Source organism: Burkholderia sp. Bp9016, from assembly GCF_003857765.1.
Taxonomy (GTDB): Bacteria; Pseudomonadota; Gammaproteobacteria; order Burkholderiales; family Burkholderiaceae; genus Burkholderia.
Genome location: NZ_QTPY01000001.1, coordinates 371099 through 395477, shown reverse-complemented (window position 1 = coordinate 395477; position 24379 = coordinate 371099). Strand labels below are relative to the sequence as shown.

Sequence of the window (24379 nt, the reverse complement as noted above, 5' to 3'; positions counted from 1 at the left end):
GAATGGATAGCGCCTAGCTGGAATGGCGGGTAATGCGCGAGGAACGGGGTGGTAGGCTCGTGTCCACGGCGAGTACAGATCGATCATCCAGAAACACCGGTGCTCACGGCGGAGACATGGGAAATACGATGGAGACACGAGACTTGATCCGACACCGCCAGACGGCGGTCGCATTGCGCGGCGTGCTGATTCTCGGCATGGACGGGAAGCAGTTGATTGCGAGTGGCATCGCCGAGCAACGCGAGATGGCGACCCGCATCGTCGCTGGCTGGCATGACGCGCGGCGGCGTGAGTGTCGGTTGTTTTCGGTCGAGGGACCAGATGCCTCATCGGTAGTGGTCGTGGTGTTGCCCGCGACCGAAGCGACGATCCTGATCGCGATGGTGCGCGAGGGACGCGATGCACTATTCGAATTCGTCGGCTCGGTCGATTTTGCCAGCGACATCCTGGCCCACTTCCTGACCAATCCGTTCGAGGCGCTGACAGTCGTCGATCGCGAAGGAACGCTGCGCTACATGAGTCCGGTGCACGAGCGGTTCTTTGGCATGACCGCCGGCAGTGGTATCGGCCGCCCGGTTACCGAGGTGATCGAGAACACCAACTTGCATCAGGTTGCGGCGACAGGCAAGGCGCAAATTGGCTCGCTGCAGGAGATGCGTGGTGTCACGCGCGTCGTCACGCGGCATCCGATCCTGAACGGGCGCGGCGACACTGTGGGTGCGATCGGTCAGGTCATGTTCAAGGGCCCGGAGCAACTGCAGGCGTTTTCGAACGAGCTTGCGAAGCTGAAATCCGAGGTGGCCTATTACCGGCGCGAGCTCAAGGATCTCAAGACACGCGGCTACGGCCTCGACCAGATCATCGGTGAGAGTCTCACGATGCAGCATCTCAAGCAGCAGATCATCAAGGTCGCGCCGCTTGACGTACCGGTGCTGCTGACAGGCGAGAGCGGCACCGGCAAGGAGCTGGCCGCCCATGCTATCCACAAGTTGAGCGTGCGACGCGATGCGGCGATGGTGATGGTCAATGCGGCGGCGCTGCCGTCGACGCTGGTCGAGAGCGAGCTGTTCGGCTACGAGGCAGGTTCGTTTACCGGCGCGGAACGCAAGGGTCGGCGCGGGCAGGTCGAGCAGGCGGACGGCGGCAGCCTGTTTTTCGACGAAGTGGGCGACATGCCCGCGGAGGTACAGGTGAAGCTGCTTCGCGTGCTGCAGGACGGATCTTTCCAGCGTGTGGGCGGCAACGATCCGAGACACTCAAATTTCCGGCTGATCAGCGCGAGTAATCGCGACTTCGAATCGATGATCGAGCAGGGCACGTTTCGCCTGGATCTGTTTTACCGGATCGGCGCCGTCGTGATCCGGATGCCCGCACTGCGCGAGCGCCTCGACGATATTCCGCTGCTGGCGAACCTCGCGCTGCGCAATTTCGCCGAGCGACACGGTCAGCAGCCGAAGACACTGTCGGATGCGGCGCTTGCGTTCCTCGCGGAGCAGTCATGGCCCGGTAACGTCAGGCAATTGATGCATGTGGTCGAGCGCGCTGCAATCTTCAGCGAGTCCGACGTGATCGAGGCTGAGGATTTTGGTCTGACCGAGGCGGCCGGCATGGATTTGCCCGTGCGGGTGCCGACGCACGGCGCCGCGGGCCGGCTCACCGTCCCGATTGGTGTGCCCGACACGATGCGCGTCAGCAGTGCAGTCGAACAGGTCGAGGAACAGATGATCCGCAAGGCAATGGCGCAGTTCGACGGCAACAAGAAGCGGGTCGCATCCAGCCTCGGTATTTCACGATCCTATCTGTACAAGCGGCTCGCGCAGATGGGGTTAGGCGCCTGAGCTCGCGGGCCGCCGCGCGGCGGCCCCCAACTCGCCGGCCACGCTCAGGACGTCGCCGTCAACGTCCGGCCGCGTGGACGAAATCCGGTCGCCGTCCTTCTAGCGCCGCATCCAGTCCCTCGCGGAATTCCGGGCTCGACATCGCCAGTGCCTGACCGAGCCCTTCGAATGCGAACATGTCGTGCAGCGAGGTCTCGAAGCTACGGGCGATCAGCGTCTTCGCGAGGCCCATCACCTCCGCCGGCCCTTCGGCGAGGCGCGCGGCTTCCGCGAGACCGGCCGCGTCGACGCTGTCGTCCGGTACGACCTTCGCGGCGAGCCCGAGCGCAAGCGCGTCTTGCGCGGAGATCGTCGCACCCGAAAACAGCAGGTTTTTCGCGCGTGCCATCCCGATCAGACGGGGCAGATGGTACATCGTGCCGATGTCGGGCAATGCGCCAATGCGAAAGAAGCCCGTGATGAACTTCGCCCCTTCGCCGGCGATCAGCACGTCGGCCGTTAGCGCAAGCCCCATCCCTCCACCGACCGCGGCGCCGCGCACGCCGACCACCACCGGCTTGTCGAGTGTGATCAGCGGGGTCAGCCAGCGGCTCAGGTGGCGAAAACGCTTGTGCACGGGCCACGGATCGCACGCGGTCTTCAGCATCTTCAGGTCGCCGCCTGAGCAAAACGTCGGGCCTTCTCCCGTCAGATAGACAGCGCGAATCGCCGGATCGCATTCCGCGCGCTCGACCGCATCACCCAGTTGCTCGCGCAACTCGCTCGTCAGCGAATTTCGGTTCTCCGGGCTGCAAAGTCTGATTACGAGCACCGGTCCTTCGGTCTGTGTGCTTACCAGTTGCTGGGTCATCAATCGCTCCTTGGGGTTCGTTCGTAGACAGACCCATGGCGATGCAACTGCCGTGCCAATGTGGGAAGCGCCGTCCGCATGCATTCGGCGGGTCTCCGGTGCCTTTGCGGCGTACACCGTCGTCCACCGAAGGGACACTGCGCCGGTGAGCGAACGCGCCCGACATGCATTGTGCGACGACGTTGGCGCTCGCGAAGCCGTGCTGGTGCACCGAGTCGCCGCACGACACGCGACCGGCATGAACCTTGCCTGATTCCACTTCAGCCAGGGACGGCATGCACGCTGCCCGGCAACACATGGAACCATTGGAGAAGACGCAATGTTTGCGAATGAAACACTGAAGGGACGCGTAGCACTGATCACGGGGGGCGGTAGCGGCATCGGACTTGAGATAGCGACAACCTACGCGAAGCTGGGCGCGTCGGTGATGCTGGTTGGTCGCAACGAAGAACGTGTCCAGATCGCCGCACAGGCGATCAAGGAGATGGGCGGAATCGCGGCCGCTCGCAAGACCGACGTCCGCAACTACGACGAAGTGAAAGCCACCGTCGAGGCGACGGTCGAGCAATTCGGCTCCCTTGACATCCTGGTCAACAATGCGGCTGGTAACTTTGTGTGTGCGACCGCCGAGCTGTCGCCGCGCGGCTGGCAGACGGTGATTGACATCGACCTGAACGGCACGTTTCACGGTTGCCATGCCGCTTATCCGTATCTGAAGCAATCGACACACGGCGGATCGATCATCAGCATCATCACGATGCTCGGCGTGACCGGCTGGCCACAGGCCGCGCACGCGGCGGCGGCGAAAGGCGGGATCCTGTCGCTTTCCCGCACGCTCGCGGTCGAGTGGGGGAGCGACGGGATTCGTGTGAATACGATCTCTCCGGGGCCGATCGGCGACACCGAAGGGGTGCAGCGCATGTACATCGAAGGCGGGCGTGGCGAACTCGAGATGAGGAAAACCGCGCTGGGCCGGTTCGGCAAGAAGGAGGACATCGCGAACGCGGCTGTCTACCTCGCGTCGGACCTCGGCGCGTACGTCACCGGCGAGAACCTGATCGTCGACGGCGGGCGGTGGTTGAAGTACGTCGCAGCGTGAGCACGCGCTGATCGGCATCGCGGCACGTCGGTACATGTGCATGCATGTACCGACGGCCTCACGCGGCGACGCACGCTGCTTCGCGCGTCGCGATCACATCAGATCACGCCGTCCTCCCGCAACCGCTCGCATTCGTCCGGCTGCATGTCGAGCCAGCTGCTCAGCACGCTGTCGCTGTCTTCGCCGAGGCGCGGCGGTGCTTTGCGATAGGTGTGTGCATTTCCGTCGACATGAATTCCGAGACCGACCTGAGGGATGCGAGCGTCACCGCGCTCCGCCGCGTAGAAGAAGCCGCGATCACGCAGTTCCGGATCGGCTACCACCTCGTCGATACGGTTGATCGGGCCGGCCGGAATCCGCGCTTCCCGAAACACCGCGAGCCAGTAGTCGCGCGACCGTGTGCCGATGATCGCCTGAATCCGTTCGACGATTTCGCCGCGGAGCTGCCGGCGGTCGCTGTTGCTGGCATAGCATGCCGCCTGCCCCGTCTGCGGCGAACCGAGCGCGCTCCAGAAGCGCGACCAGATGCCGTCGTTGCCGAGGCCGATGGTCAGTGGCCCGTCCGTGGCCTGAAACACCTGATAGACGGCGATCACGCTGTCGCGGCCGCCGGAGCGGGCCGGCACCTCGCCGGACCCGAGATACGGCACGATCCTGGGTGCCATGAAGCGAGTCATGCTCTCGACCATCGATACGTCAATCCGGTGGCCGTTGCCGGTCCGGTCACGATCGACAAGCGCGGCCAGCACCGCAAGCGCGGCATCGGTGCCGGCCAGCAGATCCGCCGCGGGCGTGCCCACCTTCTGCGGAGCGCCGTCCGCCTCGCCGGTCAGATCCATCACGCCGCTGTAGCCTTCCGCGATCAGGTCATAGCATGGAAGTTCGCTGCGCGCGCCCTCGAGTCCGAATCCCGAGATCGACGCATGGATCAGTCGCGGGTTCACGCTCATCAGGCTGTCGGCATCGATGCCGAGCTTACGCTGCACGGACGCGGTGCGGTTGACGATCACGACGTCGGCGATCGCGGCCATGCGCCTGAGTACCTCGAGCCCGGCGGGCTTGCGCATGTCGAGCGTCAGGCTGTGCTTGTTGCGGTTCACGCTGAGAAACCACAGGGATTCGCCGTCGAGAAACGGCGGCCCCCATGCGCGTACGTCGTCGCCGTGGCCTGGCGCCTCAACCTTGACGACCGTCGCACCGAGATCGGCGAGCAGCAGGGTCGCATAGGGGCCAGCGACCGAGGTGGTCAGGTCGAGGACGCGCACGCCGTCGAGCAGTTTCAGTCGTGCGCCTTCGCGCGGCAAAGGCAGTGAGTCGAGATGGGTCATGGTGTTCGGTGTGGGTTCTGACTGAACGAACATCACGGCAAGTCCCGTGCCATCGTTTCGCGGCGAGCGGCATCGCCGGACCCCGGCTCATGCTTGTTCCCGATCGAAGGCAAGGCGGCGTGCGCTTATCGGCGCCACCCGCACGAAGCGGTGAAGCATTGCGTCCGATCGGAACCGTACCGCCGGTTCGGCAGGTGTCTTTCGCGACGCCACGTGCGTTGTCGGCCCATGCATCTGTCTCCGGGATGGACACCCTATACGCATACGGCGACACGGGCGCCAAGTGAAATGCGTGGCTCAAACGTCGTCGTCCGGGTATCCGAAACATGGCACGCATGTTGCGCTTGACTCTCGTCTTTACGGAACGGCCGCTGGCGCTGTCGCCAGTGTGGCCGTGACGAATCCATCGGGCCCATCGGAAGCAATCGGACGGGCTCCGAACCGATACGGGAGTCGAAAGCGTGAAAGAGGCGATACAGCAGGTGGGAGTCGTGGGTGCCGGCGCGATGGGGCGCGGTATCGCGCAGGTCTGCGCGTTGGCGGGGTGCGGCGTGCAGATATTCGATGCGAACGAGGGTGTCGCGGCGGCGGCTCTGGCGGCCGTGCGCGACGACCTGACGGCGGCCGTGGCGCGCGGCAAGCTCGCGCAATCGGACGCCGATGCCTCGCTGCAGCGAATCACGGCAGCACGGACGATCGACGACCTCGCCGGTTGCGATCTGGTGGTCGAGGCGATCGTCGAACGGCTTGATGCGAAACAGCAGTTGTTTCGCGCGCTCGAAGCGGTCGTAGCACCGGGCTGCTTGCTTGCGACCAATACGTCGTCACTGAGCGTCACTGCGATTGCGTCGGCGTGCGAGGATCCGCGCCGCGTAGCCGGATGGCATTTCTTCAACCCCGTGCCGCGGATGAAGGTGGTCGAAGTCGTGCAGGCGCCGCGCACCGATCCAGCCGTGGTGATGGCGCTCGTGGACCTGTCCGAGCGGGTCGGCCATCGTCCGATCGTCACGTCCGATTCGCCTGGTTTCGTCGTAAATCACGCGGGCCGCGCATTCGTGACCGAGGGCCTGAAGCTTCTCGCCGAGCGTACGGCGGCGCATCCGGTTCTCGACGCGATCCTGCGCACAGCCGCAGGCTTCCGGATGGGGCCGTTCGAGTTGCTCGATCTGACCGGTCTCGATGTATCGGTGCCGGTGATGGAGTCGATTCACGCGCAGTACTACGGCGACGATCGCTACCGCCCGGTCGCGCTTGCGCGTACGCGACTCGTCGCGGGCTTGCTTGGCCGCAAGACGGGACAGGGCTTCTACGCATATGGCGGCACGGGCGGACAACCCGATCGGGCGGCGCCGGCGCAGGCCGACACGGCCGCCGGTGCTCGACTGCCGGCGCTCTGGTGGCCTCCGCAAGGCGAAGCCGCGCTGCCTGATGCGATCGTGCCGCTGGTTGCCGGCTGTCCGCGTGTCGATGCCGCGAGCGATGCAGACGTGATTCTGCTCGCCCCGCTCGGCCGCGATCTTTCGACGTCGGCAGCGGACCTGCAGCTCGATCCGTCGAAGGTCGTCGGAATCGATCCGCTGTTCGGCGGGCCGACCGGCGTGACGCTGATGGCGTGTCCCGGCACCGCGCCAGGCACGATCAGGGCAGCGCGTGCGGCGTTCGCCGCGCAATCGATTCCGGTGTTCGAAGTCGCCGATTCCCCGGGCTTCGTCGCACCGCGCGTCATCGCGTGCATCGTCAATCTTGCGTGCGAGATGGCGCAGCAGGGCATCGCGAAGCCGCACGACATCGATGCCGCCGTACGAACCGGGCTTGGCTACCCGCTCGGGCCGTTCGAGTGGGGCGACCGGCTCGGGCCGCAGCGCGTTCTCGCGATTCTCGACGGGCTGCATGCGACCTTCGGCGACCCGCGCTATCGCCCGTCGCCCTGGCTGGTCCGGCGCGCCCGACTGGCGCTCTCGCTGTCGGCGCCAGACCGTGCCCCCTGAATTCTCGAGCCCGCCCGGCTTGTGCGTGCGTCAACGACGGCGCGTGTCGGAGCGGGACACACGTGCTGTCCGTATCGAGGACAGTTCCAGGTGCCGACGCGGCGATTGTCTACCGGTGACGGGGTTGCGCCACTTGGTATGCGACTTGCTGGTATGGCGGGCAGGGCGTGACGTGCCGGAGGGTGACCGATCAGGTGCTCCCGGATCCGTCCGAATGTTTGACGATTCTGGATTGCCGAGGCGAGGCAATCCGAATCGCGAGCAGGAGCGATCGTTGTGCGGTACTGGACCACGATGCCCGCTTCATGAAAACAATCAGGAGACACCGATGATCCCGATGCAGATTGAACGGCCGATGAGACAGCCAATCCGGATACGCCCGTGTGCGCATCGATTGCTGTCGAAGCCGAGCATGATCCACCCGATGCCGGAGGTGACGTGATGAACAGCCAAGCCACGCCACTTGACCGCGCCGTCACGCTGAATGCATCGGACGATCGGCTCTTTCGCCGAATTACGTATCGACTTCTGCCGATGTTGTGGCTGGTCTACTGCTTCAACTATCTGGACCGCACCAACGTCGCATATGCGCATTTGCAGATGCAGGGGGATCTGGGATTTTCCGACGCAGTATTCGGACTCGGCGCGAGCTTGGTCTTCCTTGGACTGATTACGTTCGAAATTCCGAGCAATCTTGTGCTGGCACGCGTCGGCCTGCGCAAGACGCTATTCCGGATCATGATTCTGTGGGGGATGTGCAGTGCGTCGATGAGTTTCGTGACTACGCCGACGGCATTCTACGTGCTGCGCTTCCTCGTCGGGGTGTTCGAGGCGGGCCTTGTGCCAGGCGTGTTGTACTACTTGACGCTCTGGTTTCCCACGCAGCGGCGGGGCCAGCCCTGTGCGTTGTTCTATACCGCGCCGAGTTGCGCGGGGATCGTGTCCGGCCCGCTCGCCGCGTCGTTTATGACCGGGCTGAACGGAGTTGCGGGCCTCAAGGGCTGGCAATGGCTGTTTATCCTGGAAGGCCTGCCCTGCATCGTCCTTGCGTTCTGCGTGCTATGCCTTCTACCCGATCGCCCGGAGCGCGCGTCGTGGCTGACGCCCGATGAGCGCCAGCGGGTACAGAGCCTTATTCATGACGCAGACGTGGAGAATAGTACGCATGGTCGACAGGCTTTTGCCGCGGTCGCGCGTGACCCGCGCCTCTGGGTACTCGCATTCACAGGCTTCCTGATGCTGATTCCGCAGTTCGGCCTGACCTTCTGGCAGCCCTCCCTGCTAAAGGGCATGGGCCTTACGGTGATGCAGGTCGGCATCTGGTCCGTGTTGCCGTCGCTCTGCGGTGTTGTCATGTCCGTGATTGTCGCGAAACATTCGGACGCAACCGGCGAGCGTTGCTGGCACTACGTCGCGTGCGCGCTGACAGCCGCCGTTGGGTTGCTGCTGACGGCACGTTTCCCGTCGAGCCCGGTGATGACTTTGATGTGTCTGTGCGTGGCGTGGTCGGGATTCACAAGTGCTTACGCGATGCTCTGGACGCTCCCGGGGCGAGTCTTCAGCGGCCGGGTAGCTGCCACCGGCCTTGCGGTGCTGACGGTTGTCCACGGATCGGCTGGCATAGTCGGGCCTTACGGGCTCGCGCTGATCAAGACCGCGACGGGCGGCTTCACGACAAGCCTCTACGTGGGCAGCGGACTGCTTGTGTTGTCGACGCTCTTGTTCTATCCGTTTTTCTCACGGCGGTCGTCGTATCAGCTCGGAGAGTCGCGATGAGCGGGCACGTTGCGACTGGCAGGACGCTGTACGACCGGATCTGGTCCGCCCACGCGATTCTGGAAGGCGAGGATGGCCAGACCCTGCTGCACGTCGGTCGCCATATCGTGCAGGATGGATCGAACCACGCATTCACGGCGTTACGCGATCGGGGGTTGCGCGTACGTTGTCCCGACCAGATGTTCGCGACGCCGGACCACGGTGTGTCGTCCCGCACCCGCTCGATCGATGCGATTGTCGATCCTGACCAGAGGCGTGCAGTCGGCGCGTTGTCGGAGAACGCAAGCGCGTTCGGTATCGTCCATTTCGGCCTCGACGACGTGCGGCAGGGCATCGTGCACGTCGTCGGGCCGGAACAAGGCATCACGCAACCAGGAATCACGCTCGTCTGCGGTGACTCGCACACGTCGACGCACGGCGCGCTGGGCGCGCTCGCATTCGGACTCGGGTCGAGCGACGTGCTGCACGTGCTTGCGACGCAGACGATCTGGCAGCGCCGCGCGCGGACCTTCCGAGTCTTGGTCAACGGCGCCCTGCCGCGTGGCGTCACGGCGAAGGACGTCATTCTCGCGATCATCGCGAAGATCGGCGCGAACGGCGCGGCCGGGCACGTGATCGAGTACGCCGGGTCGACGCTGCGCGCGATGTCGATCGAAGCGCGTTTGACGGTCTGCAACATGTCGATCGAGGCCGGGGCTCGGGCCGGGATGGTGTCGCCGGACGACACCACCTACGCGTATCTGGCAGGGCGGCCGTTCGCGCCGCATGGTGAGCACTGGGATCGCTCGCTCGCGTACTGGCGCACGCTGCCGTCCGATGCGGATGCCGTGTTCGACCGCGAGCTGACGCTCGATGCCACGACGCTCGCGCCGATGGTCACATGGGGTAACAGCCCCGAGGATGCGCTACCCGTCGAAGGCCGCGTTCCGGACCCGGCCGACGAGCGCGACCCCAAGCGGCGCGCATACCTGTTGCACACCCTCGAGTACATGGGCCTGACACCCGGCATGCCATTGACTGACATCGAGGTCGACCAGGTGTTCATTGGGTCGTGTACCAACGCGCGGATCGAGGACCTACGCGTGGCGGCGCGGGTCGTCAGTGGCGCGCGTGCAAAGGTACCCGCGCTCGTCGTTCCGGGCTCGACCCAGGTGAAGCTTGCGGCCGAGGCCGAAGGACTCGACCGGATCTTCCGCGATGCGGGTTTCGAATGGGGCGAGGCCGGCTGCTCGATGTGTGTCGCCATGAATGGCGACCGGGTTGCGCCGGGCCAGCGCTGTGTGTCCACGTCGAATCGCAATTTCGTCGGCCGTCAGGGCCCGGGCAGCCGCACGCACCTTGTCAGCCCCGCGATGGCCGCTGCCGCCGCGCTGTACGGGCGCATCACCGACGTGCGTCGGCTGGAGATCTGACATGGAACCATTCACCGTTCTCGATGCGATCGCCGCACCGCTCGACCGCTCGAACGTCGACACCGACCAGATCCTGCCGGCCCGCTTCCTGCGCCGTCCGCGCGACGGCGGCTATCAGGATTTCCTGTTTCGCGACCTGCGCTTCGGCGGGGACGGAGGCGAGCGTCCGGATTTCGTGCTGAATATCGATGCGTACCGCCACGCGCGGATCCTGGTCGCTGACCGCAACTTCGGCGGGGGTTCGAGCCGCGAGCAGGCTCCGTGGAGTCTTGTCGACTACGGGATCCGTTGCGTGATCGCTGCCGACTTCGGCGACATCTTCTATCGCAATGCGACGAAGAGCGGGCTGCTTCCTGTTGCGCTCGACATTGCCACCTGTATCAGCTTGCGCGAGCAACTTCACGCGGCGCCGGGTGCAACAGTGCGCGTCGATCTGCTCAGTCAGACCGTCACCGCTCCGGATGGCGCAGTGCATCGTTTCGACATCGACTCGTTTCGTCGGCGTTGTCTGCTTGAGGGACTCGATGAAATCGGCCTGACGCTGCAGTACGACGCGGAGATAACCGCGTTCGAGCACGCCTACCGACGACGCTTCGACTGGCTCTTCCCGACTGCCGGGTAAGGGCAGCTTCTTCCAATCCACATAGAGGTCCACTGACATGCCATTTTTCAAATCGTTGCCGGCTGACGCGGGCCCGCCCGCGGTCTTCACGCAATTTCCGGAGGTCTACGGTGCCTGGTCAACGATGAGCGAGGCGATGATGAACGGCCCGTCGCCGCTGACCCAGGGTGAGCGCGAGCTCATTCTCGCGTACGCAGCCGGCGCGGCGGGATGTGCATTCGTCTACGTCGCGCACTCTGAAGTCGCCTATGCGCGCGGTATCCCGGAAGGGCTGATCGAGCGTCTGCTGATCGATCCGGATGCCGTGACACTGCCGGCCAAGCTGAAGTCGTTGTTGGCGTTCGTGCGCAAGCTGAGCGTCACTCCGGGTGAGATCGAGCAAGCGGATGCCGACGCGGTGTTCGCGCAGGGTTGGGACGAGCACGCCCTGCATGACGCGATCGCGATCACGGCCCGCGCGGCGTTCATGCAGCGACTGGTGCAGGGCTTCGGCTTCGTGCCGATGTCGCGCGAGCACGCGGTCAAGCGCGCGAAGCAGCGGATCGAGCATGGCTACGTCAATCTCTACAGCGCGTTTCGCGAGCCGAAGTAACGCCGCGACGTCTTTCTTTCCGCTTCAGCTATTCCAGACACGTCAAACCATCATGTTCAACCAGCTCGAAACAGATTTCCCCATCCACCGGCCTCGCCCCGCAGGGGCGGAGGCGGCGCTCCAGGGCATCCGGATCGTTGACTTCACGCATTTCATCGCGGGGCCCTTCGCGACGATGATGCTTGCGGACATGGGCGCCGAAGTGATCAAGGTCGAGGCACCGGGCCGCGGCGACGATTTCCGCCAGTATCCGCCAATGGTTCCCGAGTTCGGCGGCGGTGTGCCGTACGCATGGACCAATCGCAACAAGCGCAGTATCGCGCTGGATCTGAAGTCATCCGAAGGACTCGCGCTCGCGCGAGAGCTGATCGGCAAGGCCGACATCGTCGTGGAGAATTTCTCGACGGGGGTGATCGAGCGCCTGGGCCTCGGCTACGATACGTTCCGGGACAGCCACCCCGGACTGATTTTCTGCTCGGTCTCCGCCTACGGGCGCGAGGGGGCCTTCGCCGACCGGCTTGGCTTCGATCCGATCGCGCAGGCCGAGAGCGGCTTCATCTCGATGAACGGCTACCCCGACCGCGAGGGCGTACGCGCGCTGTCGCCCGTGATGGACATCAGCACGGCGATGATGTCCTGCAACGCGATTCTCGGCGCCCTGGTCGCGCGGTCGCGTACCGGCAAGGGACAGGCGGTCGAGGTCGCGCTGTTCGACAATGCGGTGCTGATGACGGGCTACGCGCCGCTGCAGCAACTCTATACGGGCAAGGAGCCGGTGCGGCCCGGCAACACGAGCCCGGATACGTGCCCGTCGGGCGTGTTCCGATCGCAGGATCGTTCGTTCCTGATCAATTGCGGCAACACGCAGATCTTCCAGCGCCTGATGAACCAGGTTGTCGAGCTGCCGGAGGTCGCGAGCGATCCCGCCTATGCAACCAACAAGGATCGCGTCGCGCGTCGCGAGGCGCTGTTCGCGATCCTGCAGGATGCGTTCTCGCGGCAGCCGTGGTCGTATTGGCAGACGCGGATGCGCGCGGCCAACGTGCCGTGCGGCGAGCTTCGGTCGGTTGGTGATGCGATCCGTGCGCCGGAGGCGCGCGAGCGCGAACTCGTGACGCGCATACCGCATCCGGAACTCGGCTGGGTACCGAACGTCGCGCTGCCGATCCGCTATTCCACGACCCCGCTGGCCGATCCGGTGCCGGCACCGCGTGTCGGGCAGCATACGGCGGATGTCCTGACCGAGTGGCTCGGTTACGACAACGATCGCATCGACCAGTTGGCAGAGACGGGCGCGTTCGGCGCGGCGGCGCCGCGCATCGTGTGACGGCGCGGGCGGCGTACCGGCGTTGTGCGGCACAGGCACGCCGCCCGCGTTACTCCGCCGTTTCGCCCGCGTCGGGGCGGAAGTGTTCCGGCCAGTAACGCCGGATCACCTCGCGCCGGACCGAGTACGCGTAGCAACTGTCCGGCCGGACGACGGTATCCCGCGGATCTACGGTCGCCTGCCCGATGCGGCGCGCACCGCCGATCGCCTGCAGGGTCGTCGTGGCCATCGGGAGCAGCATTTCCATCAGGTGCGTGCAACTGGCCGCGCCGCGCAGCTTCGCCTTCACGATCGACGACCATCCCGCACCGACCCGCTCGCCGACCATAGCGACCAGCGTAGCCGCCGCTTCGCTGCAGAGTGGATATGGCGTTGCGTCGGAAGCGGCCTCGATCTGACGGATGACATGCGCATCGTCGACCGTCATGCGGATCCAGAGGTCATGCAGGGGATCGCCGGCGGACAGTGGCTGCGGCGAGCCGACCAGCGGAAACGGAAACGGCTTCGTGTCGACGAGATGGGCTTCGATGTCATAAAGCCCGTCGTCGCGGGCATACGCGTTCATGTCGATCACGCGTCGATGCAGTGCTTTACGGGATGATGGGGGCGACAGTGGCATGTTGTGGGGTCTTGGGTTATCGGTATGCGTGGGTCCTGGAGCCTGAACGCCAGCGTATCAGTCGCGGCTCCCGAGCGTGCGACGTACGATGCAATAAGCACGCCAGCGGGCCACCCCGGCAATTCGTCGCGATGCGTCGTACGGCCCGATACCGACCGCCTGAGTTCACTTTCGGGGTGCGGTGCGACGGTCGGGCCGTCGGGAGCGCGGACATCCCGTGTCGCCGACAAAGACAGTTGCTGCCTTTTTCCGATGCATGGGGGCCACCCGTTACGGATCGATCGTCGTCGGTTGGTTTGCTCGCGTTTTCGGCGACATCCCGTCGGCGCCCGCATACACGGGGATTGCGCTCGAATCGATGTGCAAAATAGTGTCATGGTGTCTGCATCGGTGTAGCGGGCGTTTATCGACTGGCATTGCATTTGCTCATCCATATCGACGGCTCGGCCCGTCGAGGTGCCGGATGGCATCACGCGTAGCCCGAGGCCACGGAAGGATCGATCGGATATCGGAACCCGTGCGACAAAGACCGAAGGAGACACCGAATGCAATGTGCGCTGGCAGTCCCGACGTTCCGAAACGAGTAGGCATTCGTGCCTTCGAGCCGACGTCGTCGATCCGTCGCGAGCGGGTCGACAGAATCTGAACTGTCGAGAGAGTGGAAATTGGAAAGCTACGATTACGTCGTGATTGGTGCGGGTTCGGCGGGTTGTGTGGTCGCGCGGCGCCTGTCGGACGACCCGACTCTGCGGGTGCTATTACTGGAAGCCGGGCCGCCTGCCGACGACTTCTGGGTCCGCACGCCCGCCGGCATGGGTAAGCTGTTCAAGCACGACGACTACAACTGGAAGTACTTCACCGAGCCCGTGCCGACGCTGCGCAACCGGCGTATCTACTGGCCGCGCGGCAAGGCGCTTGGCGGTAGCAGTGCGATTAACGGCATGGTGTACGTTCGCGGCAACCGTGCGGATTTCGATCACTGGGCAAGCCTCGGCAATCCGGGGTGGGGATGGGACGACGTGCTGCCGTATTTCAAGCGCGCGGAATCGAATCAGCGTATCGGTGCGCCGCTCTGGGGTACTGACGGCCCCCTCGCGATCAGCGATCCCGCCGTCAAGCATCCGACCGCGTACGCGTTCATTGCCGCCGCTCGCGAGAACGGCATCCCGACGATCGACGAAATCAGCGGCGTCGAGCAACATGGGGCCGGCTTCCTGCAGGCAACGATCGCGGGGGGCGTACGACAGACCGCGTATTCGGCGTATATCACACCTGTGGCGGGGCGCCCCAATCTCGTCGTGCGCGCGAACACACATGTGCGCCGCATCGTCGTTGAGAATCGCGAGGCGACCGGCGTCGAGGTGATCGATGCGGACGGGATCAGGACGATCGCCGCACGGCGCGAGGTGATCGTCTGCGCCGGGGCATTGAATTCTCCGCAGGTGCTGATGCTGTCCGGCATCGGCGATGGCCAGCTGCTGAAGCAGCACGACATTCCGATCGTCGCGCACTTGCCCGGTGTCGGGAAGAATCTGCAGGATCATTTCGTCGTGCGGGTACAGGCGCGAGCCACACGCGAGAGTTCGTACAATCACGTGCTGTCTGGCTGGCGAAAATACTGGGAGGGCCTCCGCTATATCACCACCCACCAGGGCTATCTGGCGCTTGGATCCTCGATGGCTGCGGCGTTCGTGAAGAGTCATCCTGACGTACCGTATGCTGATCTCGAGATCAGTTTTCGACCGATGACGTTCCGCTATCTGGAGACGGGCAGCGTCGAGGTCGACAGTTATCCCGGCGTCAGCGCATCCGTCTACAACATGCGTCCCGCATCGACCGGCGAAATCTCGCTTCGGTCTGCCGATCCGCTGCAGGCACCCGTGTTCAATCCGAATTATCTCGGCAACGCGGCCGACATCGGCGTGATGCTTGCGGGCTTGCGCCAGATCCGGCGCATTTTCGCGACCGAACCGCTCGCGTCGCGAATCTGCTCGGAAATCGCGCCGGGCGCCGACGTGACGACCGACGAACAGTTGATCGATTACATGGAGCGCGAGGGACAGTGCGCATTCCATCCCGCCGGCAGCTGCAAGATGGGGGGCGACGAAATGGCCGTCGTCGATGAGCGTCTTTGCGTGCGTGGCATAGAACGTTTGCGGGTCGTAGATGCGTCGATCATGCCGACGGTAACGTCGGGTAACACGAATGCCCCGAGCATCATGATCGGCGAGAAAGGCGCCGACCTGATTCTCCGGCATCCGGTCGACGCGCGAGGTGTGACCGCTTGAATATCGAATCCGGCGGCCTGGACAGCAGCGAAACCGCTCGCTGCCCCGGTGTCGCCCGTTGCGGCTCATGGGGGCCGTCGACGTATTCCCTGCAATGAACGAGGAGTTAGCGAGATGTTTGAATTGCTGAGCGGCGAGACTCGCCTGTTTCCGATCATCGGCGACCCGATCCGGTTCGTGAAGTCGCCGCAGCGCCTGACGAGCGGCTTCGAGTCGCGCGGCTACAACGGCATCTGCTTTCCGATGCAGGTGGCGGCCGGTGCCTTCGACGCGGTCATGAGCGGGCTCTCCGCCACGCCGAACGTCGAAGGCCTGCTGATCACCATGCCGCACAAGTTCACCGCGTTTGCGCATTGCGCGACGAGCTCCCCTACTGCGCGACTGCTCGGTGGCGTCAGCGTGATGCGCCGCAATCAGGACGGAACCTGGCATGGCGGCATGCTCGACGGCCTTGCTTTCGTGAAGGCGCAGATCGACGAAGGTGCGCGGCCGCAAGGCGCGAAGGTACTGCTGGTCGGGGCGGGCGCGGCAGGCAGCGCGATCGCGATCGCGCTGCTCGAGGCCGGCGTGAGGGAGCTCGTCATTCACGATGCCGACGCTTCGCGTGTCGAGCAGCTTCTCGCGGTGATCGGGGAGCTGGGCCGGGGGCGTGCGCATGCAGGGCCGGCGGATCCGACCGGCTGCGAGATGGTATGCAATGCGACGCCGATGGGCATGGCCGACGGGGATCCGTTGCCCGTGGCCGGTCATCTTCTGTCCGCGTCGATGTTCGTCGGCGACGTGATTGCCGGGCACGGCGTCACGCCGTTTCTGCAGGCGGCACAGGCGGCCGGCTGCAAGACCGCGAACGGCGTGCAGATGGTCGAGGCGGTTCAGGAAATGATGCTTGATTTCATGATGGGCAAATGATTTGACATGCGCGCACGTCAGGCGGCGGATCGGCTTGTTATCGGGCCGTATGCGCGAGCACATCGACGATGCTGCCATGAAAGGAGGCGCGAACGTGCCGCTGCGACCGGCGAGCGCGATTCGCGTCGCGTACCGTTCTGGAATGCGAATGAACCACGACGAAGAAACAATCAGAACCGCAGCAGCGAGGTTGGCGAATCGTGACGATGCCGATCTCTGGCGATGGTTCTGCATGATGTACGAAGAAGGCCGTCTGCGATGGTGCGCGGCGGGCCATGGCTGGCTCGTCAGCATCGACCACCGACATCTGGCGACGGAGCCGGATTTCGATACCGCGATGCGAGCCGCGCATCGACGGTTCAGGTCGGGCTGTCGGGGAATCACTCGCAAACGCGACGCGTTGGCCGGCACGTCAGGTTCCAGAAGCCGCTCGCAAGCAGCTGATTTGTCGCTCGCAGGACGGTGAAATCCGCGGCGCTCGAACGGGTTAATCGGCCTCGCCGGAGGGTGTGCGCATCGAAGTGGGTATCGGCCTGCAGCCGGGATCGGCTTGGCGAACGTGCGCGAGCGTGTTGGCTCAATTTCGGATTTTACGCGACAGTCGTATCGACCAGCCGTATCGACCAGTCGTAATGCTCATATAAATCCTGTTCATGAATGAATGCCGCGCGGCAGCGCATCGGCCCTTGATGGATAGCGATACATACATGGAGGATTGCCGTCCGATCAATGACGGGGTTCATTTCGGGGGATCCGGTAGGTAGAATGCCGAGAATCCTATAAGAGGGGTTCATCAATGTCGCGAGATAATTTCAGCAGCCTGCTCGCGTTCATCGCAGTGGCGCGGGCACGTAGTTTTACGCGTGCGGCGGCGCGACTGCGAGTATCTCAGCCCGCGCTGAGCTACACGATCCGAGCGCTCGAAACGAAGCTTGGGGCCCGCTTGCTGATGCGCAACGCGCGCAACGTCGAGCCCACCGAAGCTGGCCAGCGGCTCCTCGATCGTCTCGCGCCGGAATTCGACCGTATTGAAGCGGAAATCGAGGCGCTGAGCGAACTCCGCGACCAACCTACCGGAACGATCAGGATCACGGCGATCGACTACGCGATCCGCAGCGTGCTCTGGCCCAAGCTTGCGGCCTTTCTGCCGAAATATCCGGATATCAAGGTTGAGCTGGTGAACGAGTACGAAAGCGTCGATATCGTTGCGCGTGGCTACGATGCGGGCGTCCGGTTCGGCCAGGAGCTGGCGCAGGACATGATCTCGGTCCGTATCGGGCCGGACATCACGAACCGAGTAGTCGGCTCGCCTGCCTATCTCGCGCGACGCAAGCCGCCCAGGACGCCGGACGACCTGACGGAGCATGCGTGTATCAATCTGCGCACGTCGACGTACGGCGGACTCTACGAATGGGAATTCGTCAAAGGAAAGCGCGCATGGAACGTGGCGGTCGACGGCCAACTGGTATTCAACAACGCCTATGACATCTTCGAGGCGGCCAAGGCCGGTTTCGGGCTCGCGTATTTGCCGGAAGACATGGTGCGCCCATGCATCGAGAGGGGGCAACTCGTATCGTTACTGGAAGCGTGGTGTCCGACATGGTCCGGGCTGCACCTTTATTTTCCGAACCGCCACCAGCCGTCGCGCGCAATGGCACTCCTGGTCGAGGCGTTGCGCCATCATTCCTGACGCGTCGAGCGGCTGGGAACACGCGTCGCGCCGGCATCGGTTCGCCGGCTTGCCTGCGTCCGGTTCGGGCTTGTGTGGAGGCAGGGATCCGACGTAATGGCACACTCGTCGCCGGCCTCGGTGTCCCGATACCGGGAAGACATATCCCGATACTGAAAGGGGTGATCAAATGAGCAAGCTCATGTCGGGCGAAAATTTTCGTGACATCCTCGCGTTTCTCGCCGTGGCCCGCGAACGCAGTTTCACGCGCGCGGCTGCACAGCTCGGCGTGTCGCAGTCCGCGTTGAGCCATACCATCCGCTCGCTTGAAACCCGTCTCGGACTGCGGTTGCTGACTCGGACGACGCGCAGCGTCGCGCCGACCGAAGCGGGCGAACGCCTGATCCAGACTGTCGGTCCGCGTTTCGACGTCATCAGCGCGGAACTGGAGGCATTCACGGCCCTCCGCGACAAACCGGCCGGAACGGTTCGCATCACGGCCTCCGATTTTGCGACCCACACCGTGCTTTGGCCCAGGCTTTCCCGTTTGCAGCCCGACTATCCGGACCTGAAGATCGAGATTGCAATGGATGCCGGCTTGACCGATATCGTTGCGGAACGTTACGACGCGGGTGTGCGATTCGGAGATCAGATCGGAAAAGACATGACGTCGGTACCGATCTCGCCGGATATCCGGATGGCGATTGTCGGCGCGCCGTCATACCTGGACAAACGTTCCACTCCAGCGCTACCGAACGACCTGCTCGACCATGACTGCATCAATATGCGCTTCTCTCCACGGGGAGGCATCTATAGCTGGGAACTCAAGAAGGGAAAGGATAGGGTCAACGTCCGCGTGAATGGAGCATGGACCTTCAACAGCATCACGCTGGCGGTCGATGCGGCAGTGGCTGGCTGCGGACTTGCATATATGCCGGAGGAACTCGCAATGCCGCATATCGCGGCCGGGCGCCTGCGGCCGGTGATGCAGGCTTGGTGCCCGACGTTCCCGGGGCTGCATCTCTACTATGCGAGCCGCAGCTATCCGTCGCCCGCGTTGTCGCTGATCGTGGATACCTTGCGATATCGGCACAAACGGAGGGCGTGACGAGCTTCGAGCGCTCGCCGTACGGACTTGACACTCAACGCTTAAGTTGTCATTGCTGGTCCTTCGGGTAGTGATCACCGACGATTCTTGTCGGGGCTACCATAGCGTCGAGATCGTCTCGCGATAGTCGAAAGTCGGCCGCGCCGACATTCTCGTCGAGATGCGCCGCCTATGTCGTACCCGAAATCGGCATGATCCAGGGCCTGCGCGCCAGTGGCCAGGCAAGCGCCGGCCGGGGTTGACGTGGCGCCTCGAGCGCGGGCAAACTCGCCGAGGCGCGTATGCGCGTTCATCGCACCCCCGAGGAAGCCTCGTTTGATCGCACTATCAGGCGTGAAGCTGATCCCGAGTTCTTCCAATAATCGGGAAGAGCGCACTCTCGGATTCCCGCCACATGAGCGAATACTCGCTCTGGACCACGGTTACGGGCTGTACCCTGTACGCGCGGGGGATGATGTCGGGGCCCATCTCGCACAGTCCGAGATGGCGGACTTTACCGACCTGAATCAGATCCTTCACTACACCGGCTACGTCCGCGATCGGCACGTCGGGATCGTAACGATGCTGGAAAATCGTTTCACGTCGCTGCCGCCTGAGCGAAGCATTGGCAACCTCATGAATGTGCTCTGTCCAGCCCCGTGACGCGGATGTCTTCGCAGCGGAATCCGAACTTGGTGCTGACCGCAACCTCGTGCCGGGACGGCTCGATCGCCTCGCCGAACAGTTCCTCGTTCGTAAACGGCCCGGACGTTTTAGTCGTGTTGAACAGCGTTATCCCCCGTTCTGCCACTTGGCGGACGAGCGAGATCATCGCGCTCCGGTCGGGGACCGGGCCACGGTGGTGGTTCATCCCCATGCATCTCAAGTCGAGTGCCGAAACCTGCAGCGCGGCGTGGCCGGATCAGAGCGTGCGCTGCTGCATTCGCGCCGCCGGGGCCGCGTCGGTGCTTTGCCGATCGATGCACCGGCAGCAGGGTGGTTTTCTCGTCAGTCATCATCTGATGACAGGAAGTCCGTCCGAGGCACATCGGTGTACACCGGCCAACGGGCCGGGAAATCGCGACAATTTGCTACGACAGGGCACCCAATTCTGGCTGACTAGTCTCCGAATTCGGCAAACAGCCATTTAACGGGCTCATCAATGTGGCCGCCGCATGCCGGTCGCACGTGTTCCACGTGACGCCCGTCCGGGATGCGGACGAGCGTCGGTCAGGGGAATTCCGTGCCTGGGCCGGGTGCCGCGTCGATTCATGAATGTCGCTCATAGCAGCATGCAGTCTGGCGGCCTTCATTGGAGGCATCGTCGTCGCTATCATTCATCGATATCGTCAGCGGGGTTGTGATGCCGCGTGGGCGATGCGACGGCGTCCGGTGTCATGCTACGCATCGCTTGTGAAGCTCGTTGAGGGGCTGTTTCGGTCGGACGACGATGAGGCCTGCACTCGTATCGAGCCTGCATGCCGTGCCGTTGACCCAAAGCAAGCCACATACGGCGATCCGGTCGGCGACGGGGTATCACTTGCCATAACCGACACGAAATCGCCCGTCCCCGTGTGCGCTGAAATGGTTCGGTGCTTTCCGACGACGCTGACACCGTAATACACCACCTCTTTCACCAGAAACCCCGGCCTCGCCCGTGTGGAGAAAACGAATGGATTACCGATATCTGGGCCGTAGCGCCCTCAAGGTTTCGCCGCTGTGTCTCGGTGCGATGATGTTCGGCGGCGAAACTGATGAGGCCACGTCCCGCCGTATCCTCGACAAGGCGTTCGAGCAGGGCGTGAATTTCCTCGATACCGCGGACGTGTATCACGCGGGCCGCTCGGAGGAAGTCGTTGGTCGTGCGATTGCCACGCGCCGGGACGACTGGGTCATCGCCACGAAGTTTGGCTACCCGGCGTCGGCCAGCGCCCGACCGAACGAACAGGGCCAGTCGCGCAAGTGGATATTCCAGACGGTCGAGGCAAGCCTGAAGCGGCTCGGTACCGACTACATCGATGTGCTCTATTTTCATCGTGCCCTGCTCGACGCGCCGCTGGAGGAGGGCGTGCGCGCGATCGGCGATTTGATTCGACAAGGCAAGGTCCGCTATTTCGGGCTGTCGAACTTTCGCGGCTGGCGTATCGCCGAGGTCGTGCGTCTCGCCGACCAGATGGGCATCGATCGTCCTGTTGCGATCGAACCGGTCTACAACATGGTCGATCGCATGGCGGAGGTCGAGTTGCTGCCTGCCGCGGCTCATTATGGGATCGGCGCGGTGCCGTACAGCCCGCTCGCGCGCGGAGTGCTGACCGGCAAATACGCGACCGACGGCTCGCCGCCTGCCGATTCCCGCGCTGGGCGCGGCGACAAGCGTATTCAGCAGACCGAATGGCGCCCCGAATCGCTCGCAATCGCGCAGAAGGTCTCCGCATACGCAGCGGAGCGCGGCACGACGTCGATCGCGTTCGCGATCGCATGGGTGCTGAAGAACCGGATCGTCAGCTCGGCAATCGCGGGGCCGCGTACGGAAGCGCACTGGGACAGCTATGTCGACGCGCTGACGCTTGAACTCGGACCGGATGACGAAGCGTTCGTCGACAGCTTGGTGCCGCCGGGCCACGCATCGACGCCGGGCTACACCGATCCGAACTATCCGGTCGAAGGCCGGCTCGTGATCGCGTGATTGCCGGGGGCGACGATCGAATCGACGGGGATGCCGTAGTCGTCGTTCAATCGAGGCCTCCCCGACGCGCCGGCCGATCCCGATCAACAACATTCCGAAAGTGACCTCCATGGCAGACGAATCGACTCTTTCCGACAAACAGAAGGCGATCGCGCCGATCGCCGCGTTCGCTGCCGCCGGCGCGATGGTACCGCTCGATGATGCGCTGAACCGTGGCCTCGATGCCGGGCTGAGCGTGAGCGATGCACGCGAGATTCTCGTACAGCTCTACGCGTACGCGGGTTTCCCCCGCGCCCTGAACGCTTTGGGGCAGTTGATGAAGACGCTCGACGCTCGACGGCAGCGCGGCATCGACGATGCGCTCGGACGCTCGCCTTCGGCGGATAGCCCGACCGGCGAGGCCCTGCTCAATGCCGGTACCGCCAACCAGACGAAGCTGGCGGGCAGCCCGGTGGTGGGCCCGCTGTTCGATTTCGCGCCGGCGATCGACCGATTCCTGAAGACGCATCTATTCGGAGACATTTTCGAACGCGACAACCTCGACTGGGTAAGCCGCGAACTGGCGACGGTCGGTATGCTGGCCGCGATCTCCGGCGTCGAATCGCAATTGCTCGCCCATGTCCGGATCAGTCTGAATGTCGGGTTGAGTCCCGCACAGTTGCGCGAACTCGCACACGCTCTCGCCGAAGCCGGCGACACCGCTGCCGCCGTGCGCATTCGAGTAGCGATCGACCAGCATCTCGCCGCTGCGAAATAAACCTCGCTCGACATGCCTCCCCCACGTCGGAGTATCACGTGTGTCGGGCGGACGTGTGGACGACAGCCGTTTGAAGCCTCGCGTCCGATGCGCACGTTTTGGCCAGCGCGTGTTCAAACTATCCAGGCATCGAACCGACCCTCTCCATGCCTTACCTCATCGACAAGATCGCCCAGGGCCGCAGCGGCGACATCAAGCAGGGGGGGGCGACCGACTGGCCACCACCATGGCGGACGTATTGGCGATCGATGCGAATGCCGTATCAGTCGCGGTGGAGGACATGCTGGCGGAAGATTGGACGGAGAAAGTCTACGTTTCCGGCATCGATGGGGCGGCCCATCTTCTGCACAAGCGCCCAGGATACGGCCCGCTCGCCATTGCCCAGGAAAGCGAGCGTTGATCCACACACCATCTCCGGGGCAATCCCGGACGTGACTATGCGAAAGTGAGACGCGATGAACTACGCACATCTTGGCCGCACCGGCCTCAAAGTCAGCCGCATTGCGTTAGGCACCTTGAATTTCGGCGACGTGACCGACGAAGCGACTAGCTTCGAAATCATGGATAGCGCCGTGGATGCGGGTATCAACTTCTTCGATAGCGCAGACGTATATGGCGGCCCGCAGTCGCCGGACATGGAAATGGGCTTCGGCATCTCCGAGGAGATCATCGGTCGCTGGCTGGCTCAGGGGAGTGGTCGGCGCGACAAAATCGTGCTGGCCACAAAGGTTTATCAGCCGATGGGCACCGGTCCAAACGATAAATACCTGTCGGCCTATCACATCCGCCGCGCATGCGAGGCCAGCCTCAAGCGGTTGAAGACCGACCATATCGACCTTTACCAGATGCACCACATCGACCGGGCAACACCCTGGGAGGAAATCTGGCAAGCGATGGAACAACTGATCCGAGAGGGCAAGATAACCTATGTCGGCAGCAGCAACTTCGCCGGCTGGGACATTGCCACAGCGCAGTGCACGGCCGCCTCGCGCCACTTGTTGGGACTGGCATCGGAGCAGAGCATCTACAACCTGACGCAGCGAACCATCGAACTGGAAGTGATCCCGGCGCTGCGCCATTTCGGGGTGGGCCTCATTCCTTGGAGTCCGATCGGTAAGGGGCTGCTGGGCGGCGTGTTGGGCGACACACTCACCGCGGGACGACGTGCCTCGTCGCGTCTTCAAGCACAGATCAAAAAATACCGCCCCCAACTGGAAGCCTACGAAGCATTGTGCGCGACGCTGGGTCATGCACCCGCTCTCGTGGCACTCGCCTGGCTGCTGCACAACCCGGTCGTAACCTCAGTCATCAGTGGTCCGCGCACGGCCGAGCAGTGGCGTCAGAGCCTGGAGGCGCTATCGCTGAAACTATCGACCGAGACGCTGGCCAAGCTGGATGAGATCTGGCCCGGTCCAGGCGGGGAGGCGCCTAACGCCTACTCCTGGTAGACGAGTCGCGGGCGGGTCTGCCCCCGCCTGCGTCAAGTCAGTCATTCACCTTGAAAGCAAGCATCGGGGTTTCGGGCTCAGGGG

General features: G+C 63.8%; 22 protein-coding genes. 17 read left to right on the top strand and 5 right to left on the bottom strand.

The window, feature by feature from the left end:
• Positions 1-143: 143 nt before the first annotated feature.
• Entirely contained in the window at positions 144-1838 is a 1695-nt protein-coding gene (locus tag DIE13_RS01925) for a sigma 54-interacting transcriptional regulator (protein WP_311768313.1), read from the top strand.
• A 58-nt stretch (positions 1839-1896) separates the two neighbouring features.
• Here the strand turns inward: DIE13_RS01925 and DIE13_RS01920 are convergent, their stop codons facing one another.
• On the bottom strand, positions 1897-2688 hold the full coding sequence (locus DIE13_RS01920; protein ID WP_124825548.1) for an enoyl-CoA hydratase/isomerase family protein: 792 nt from the start codon (positions 2686-2688) through the stop codon (positions 1897-1899).
• 319 nt (positions 2689-3007) lie between these two features.
• Here DIE13_RS01920 and DIE13_RS01915 point away from each other — a divergent pair, with 319 nt between their 5' ends.
• Positions 3008-3787, top strand: coding sequence for an SDR family oxidoreductase (locus DIE13_RS01915; RefSeq protein WP_124825547.1), 780 nt, complete (start codon positions 3008-3010; stop codon positions 3785-3787).
• 98 nt (positions 3788-3885) lie between these two features.
• Here DIE13_RS01915 and DIE13_RS01910 read toward each other — a convergent pair whose 3' ends face one another.
• Positions 3886-5115 (bottom strand): CaiB/BaiF CoA-transferase family protein, encoded by a 1230-nt coding sequence (locus tag DIE13_RS01910; protein WP_124825546.1) that lies wholly within the window; start codon positions 5113-5115, stop codon positions 3886-3888.
• A gap of 461 nt (positions 5116-5576) precedes the next feature.
• Here DIE13_RS01910 and DIE13_RS01905 point away from each other — a divergent pair, with 461 nt between their 5' ends.
• From DIE13_RS01905 to DIE13_RS01880, 6 genes are all read left to right on the top strand, one after another.
• Positions 5577-7103: a 3-hydroxyacyl-CoA dehydrogenase gene (locus DIE13_RS01905; protein ID WP_124825545.1), complete on the top strand. Its 1527-nt coding sequence runs from the start codon at positions 5577-5579 to the stop codon at positions 7101-7103.
• Between the two features lie 381 nt (positions 7104-7484).
• Entirely contained in the window at positions 7485-8879 is a 1395-nt protein-coding gene (locus DIE13_RS01900; protein ID WP_260435020.1) for an MFS transporter, read from the top strand.
• Complete coding sequence (leuC, locus tag DIE13_RS01895; protein WP_124825544.1) at positions 8876-10291, top strand: 3-isopropylmalate dehydratase large subunit; 1416 nt, start codon at positions 8876-8878, stop codon at positions 10289-10291. Before DIE13_RS01900 ends, leuC begins: the two co-directional genes overlap by 4 nt.
• 1 nt (position 10292) lies before the next feature.
• Positions 10293-10913, top strand: coding sequence for a 3-isopropylmalate dehydratase small subunit (gene leuD / locus DIE13_RS01890; RefSeq protein ID WP_124825543.1), 621 nt, complete (start codon positions 10293-10295; stop codon positions 10911-10913).
• A gap of 37 nt (positions 10914-10950) precedes the next feature.
• On the top strand, positions 10951-11505 hold the full coding sequence (locus tag DIE13_RS01885) for a carboxymuconolactone decarboxylase family protein (protein WP_124825542.1): 555 nt from the start codon (positions 10951-10953) through the stop codon (positions 11503-11505).
• A gap of 52 nt (positions 11506-11557) precedes the next feature.
• Positions 11558-12832: a CaiB/BaiF CoA-transferase family protein gene (locus DIE13_RS01880; protein WP_124825541.1), complete on the top strand. Its 1275-nt coding sequence runs from the start codon at positions 11558-11560 to the stop codon at positions 12830-12832.
• Positions 12833-12881: 49 nt separating this feature from the next.
• Here DIE13_RS01880 and DIE13_RS01875 read toward each other — a convergent pair whose 3' ends face one another.
• Positions 12882-13451 (bottom strand): DUF2889 domain-containing protein, encoded by a 570-nt coding sequence (locus DIE13_RS01875; protein ID WP_124825540.1) that lies wholly within the window; start codon positions 13449-13451, stop codon positions 12882-12884.
• Between the two features lie 665 nt (positions 13452-14116).
• Between DIE13_RS01875 and DIE13_RS01870 the strand changes: the two genes are divergently transcribed.
• The 5 genes from DIE13_RS01870 to DIE13_RS01850 all read left to right on the top strand — a co-directional run bounded on the left by DIE13_RS01870 (position 14117) and on the right by DIE13_RS01850 (position 19425).
• On the top strand, positions 14117-15739 hold the full coding sequence (locus tag DIE13_RS01870) for a GMC family oxidoreductase (RefSeq protein ID WP_124825539.1): 1623 nt from the start codon (positions 14117-14119) through the stop codon (positions 15737-15739).
• Positions 15740-15787: 48 nt separating this feature from the next.
• Positions 15788-16648 (top strand): shikimate dehydrogenase family protein, encoded by an 861-nt coding sequence (locus DIE13_RS01865; RefSeq protein WP_221622206.1) that lies wholly within the window; start codon positions 15788-15790, stop codon positions 16646-16648.
• 148 nt (positions 16649-16796) lie between these two features.
• Positions 16797-17114, top strand: coding sequence for a hypothetical protein (locus DIE13_RS32765; RefSeq protein WP_185731188.1), 318 nt, complete (start codon positions 16797-16799; stop codon positions 17112-17114).
• Between the two features lie 330 nt (positions 17115-17444).
• Entirely contained in the window at positions 17445-18338 is an 894-nt protein-coding gene (locus DIE13_RS01855) for a LysR family transcriptional regulator (protein WP_124825538.1), read from the top strand.
• Between the two features lie 181 nt (positions 18339-18519).
• Entirely contained in the window at positions 18520-19425 is a 906-nt protein-coding gene (locus tag DIE13_RS01850) for a LysR family transcriptional regulator (protein ID WP_124825653.1), read from the top strand.
• A 327-nt stretch (positions 19426-19752) separates the two neighbouring features.
• On the opposite strand, the gene DIE13_RS33225 is transcribed toward DIE13_RS01850, so the two are convergent.
• Together DIE13_RS33225 and DIE13_RS33770 are read right to left on the bottom strand one after the other, a co-directional pair.
• Positions 19753-20112 carry an aldo/keto reductase gene (locus DIE13_RS33225; protein WP_409333468.1) on the bottom strand — a complete coding sequence of 120 codons (360 nt, stop codon included), beginning with the start codon at positions 20110-20112 and terminating at the stop codon, positions 19753-19755.
• A complete protein-coding gene (locus DIE13_RS33770; protein ID WP_409333467.1) occupies positions 20039-20275 on the bottom strand; it encodes an aldo/keto reductase in 237 nt (78 codons plus the stop codon). Before DIE13_RS33770 ends, DIE13_RS33225 begins: the two co-directional genes overlap by 74 nt.
• Positions 20276-21076: 801 nt before the next feature.
• On the opposite strand from DIE13_RS33770, the gene DIE13_RS01840 reads away from it, so the two are divergent.
• The 4 genes from DIE13_RS01840 to DIE13_RS01825 all read left to right on the top strand — a co-directional run bounded on the left by DIE13_RS01840 (position 21077) and on the right by DIE13_RS01825 (position 24295).
• Positions 21077-22090, top strand: coding sequence for an aldo/keto reductase (locus tag DIE13_RS01840; RefSeq protein WP_124825537.1), 1014 nt, complete (start codon positions 21077-21079; stop codon positions 22088-22090).
• A 109-nt stretch (positions 22091-22199) separates the two neighbouring features.
• The gene (locus tag DIE13_RS01835; protein ID WP_124825536.1) at positions 22200-22847 is read left to right on the top strand and encodes a carboxymuconolactone decarboxylase family protein; all 648 of its coding nucleotides are present in this window, start codon (positions 22200-22202) and stop codon (positions 22845-22847) included.
• A gap of 226 nt (positions 22848-23073) precedes the next feature.
• A complete protein-coding gene (locus DIE13_RS01830) occupies positions 23074-23247 on the top strand; it encodes a hypothetical protein (protein WP_221622205.1) in 174 nt (57 codons plus the stop codon).
• A 55-nt stretch (positions 23248-23302) separates the two neighbouring features.
• A complete protein-coding gene (locus DIE13_RS01825; protein ID WP_124825535.1) occupies positions 23303-24295 on the top strand; it encodes an aldo/keto reductase in 993 nt (330 codons plus the stop codon).
• Positions 24296-24379: the final 84 nt, after the last annotated feature.

What these genes read in the sequence shown, in the direction of transcription:
- DIE13_RS01855 (WP_124825538.1), top strand. Translation starts at nt 17,445, where the DNA reads ATGTCGCGAGATAATTTCAGCAGCCTGCTCGCGTTCATCGCAGTGGCG.
- DIE13_RS33770 (WP_409333467.1), bottom strand. Translation starts at nt 20,275, where the DNA reads ATGAACCACCACCGTGGCCCGGTCCCCGACCGGAGCGCGATGATCTCG.
- DIE13_RS01875 (WP_124825540.1), bottom strand. Translation starts at nt 13,451, where the DNA reads ATGCCACTGTCGCCCCCATCATCCCGTAAAGCACTGCATCGACGCGTG.
- DIE13_RS01840 (WP_124825537.1), top strand. Translation starts at nt 21,077, where the DNA reads ATGGATTACCGATATCTGGGCCGTAGCGCCCTCAAGGTTTCGCCGCTG.
- DIE13_RS01835 (WP_124825536.1), top strand. Translation starts at nt 22,200, where the DNA reads ATGGCAGACGAATCGACTCTTTCCGACAAACAGAAGGCGATCGCGCCG.
- DIE13_RS01885 (WP_124825542.1), top strand. Translation starts at nt 10,951, where the DNA reads ATGCCATTTTTCAAATCGTTGCCGGCTGACGCGGGCCCGCCCGCGGTC.
- DIE13_RS01910 (WP_124825546.1), bottom strand. Translation starts at nt 5,115, where the DNA reads ATGACCCATCTCGACTCACTGCCTTTGCCGCGCGAAGGCGCACGACTG.
- leuC (WP_124825544.1), top strand. Translation starts at nt 8,876, where the DNA reads ATGAGCGGGCACGTTGCGACTGGCAGGACGCTGTACGACCGGATCTGG.
- leuD (WP_124825543.1), top strand. Translation starts at nt 10,293, where the DNA reads ATGGAACCATTCACCGTTCTCGATGCGATCGCCGCACCGCTCGACCGC.
- DIE13_RS01915 (WP_124825547.1), top strand. Translation starts at nt 3,008, where the DNA reads ATGTTTGCGAATGAAACACTGAAGGGACGCGTAGCACTGATCACGGGG.
- DIE13_RS01850 (WP_124825653.1), top strand. Translation starts at nt 18,520, where the DNA reads ATGTCGGGCGAAAATTTTCGTGACATCCTCGCGTTTCTCGCCGTGGCC.
- DIE13_RS32765 (WP_185731188.1), top strand. Translation starts at nt 16,797, where the DNA reads ATGAACCACGACGAAGAAACAATCAGAACCGCAGCAGCGAGGTTGGCG.
- DIE13_RS01830 (WP_221622205.1), top strand. Translation starts at nt 23,074, where the DNA reads ATGGCGGACGTATTGGCGATCGATGCGAATGCCGTATCAGTCGCGGTG.
- DIE13_RS01880 (WP_124825541.1), top strand. Translation starts at nt 11,558, where the DNA reads ATGTTCAACCAGCTCGAAACAGATTTCCCCATCCACCGGCCTCGCCCC.
- DIE13_RS01825 (WP_124825535.1), top strand. Translation starts at nt 23,303, where the DNA reads ATGAACTACGCACATCTTGGCCGCACCGGCCTCAAAGTCAGCCGCATT.
- DIE13_RS01920 (WP_124825548.1), bottom strand. Translation starts at nt 2,688, where the DNA reads ATGACCCAGCAACTGGTAAGCACACAGACCGAAGGACCGGTGCTCGTA.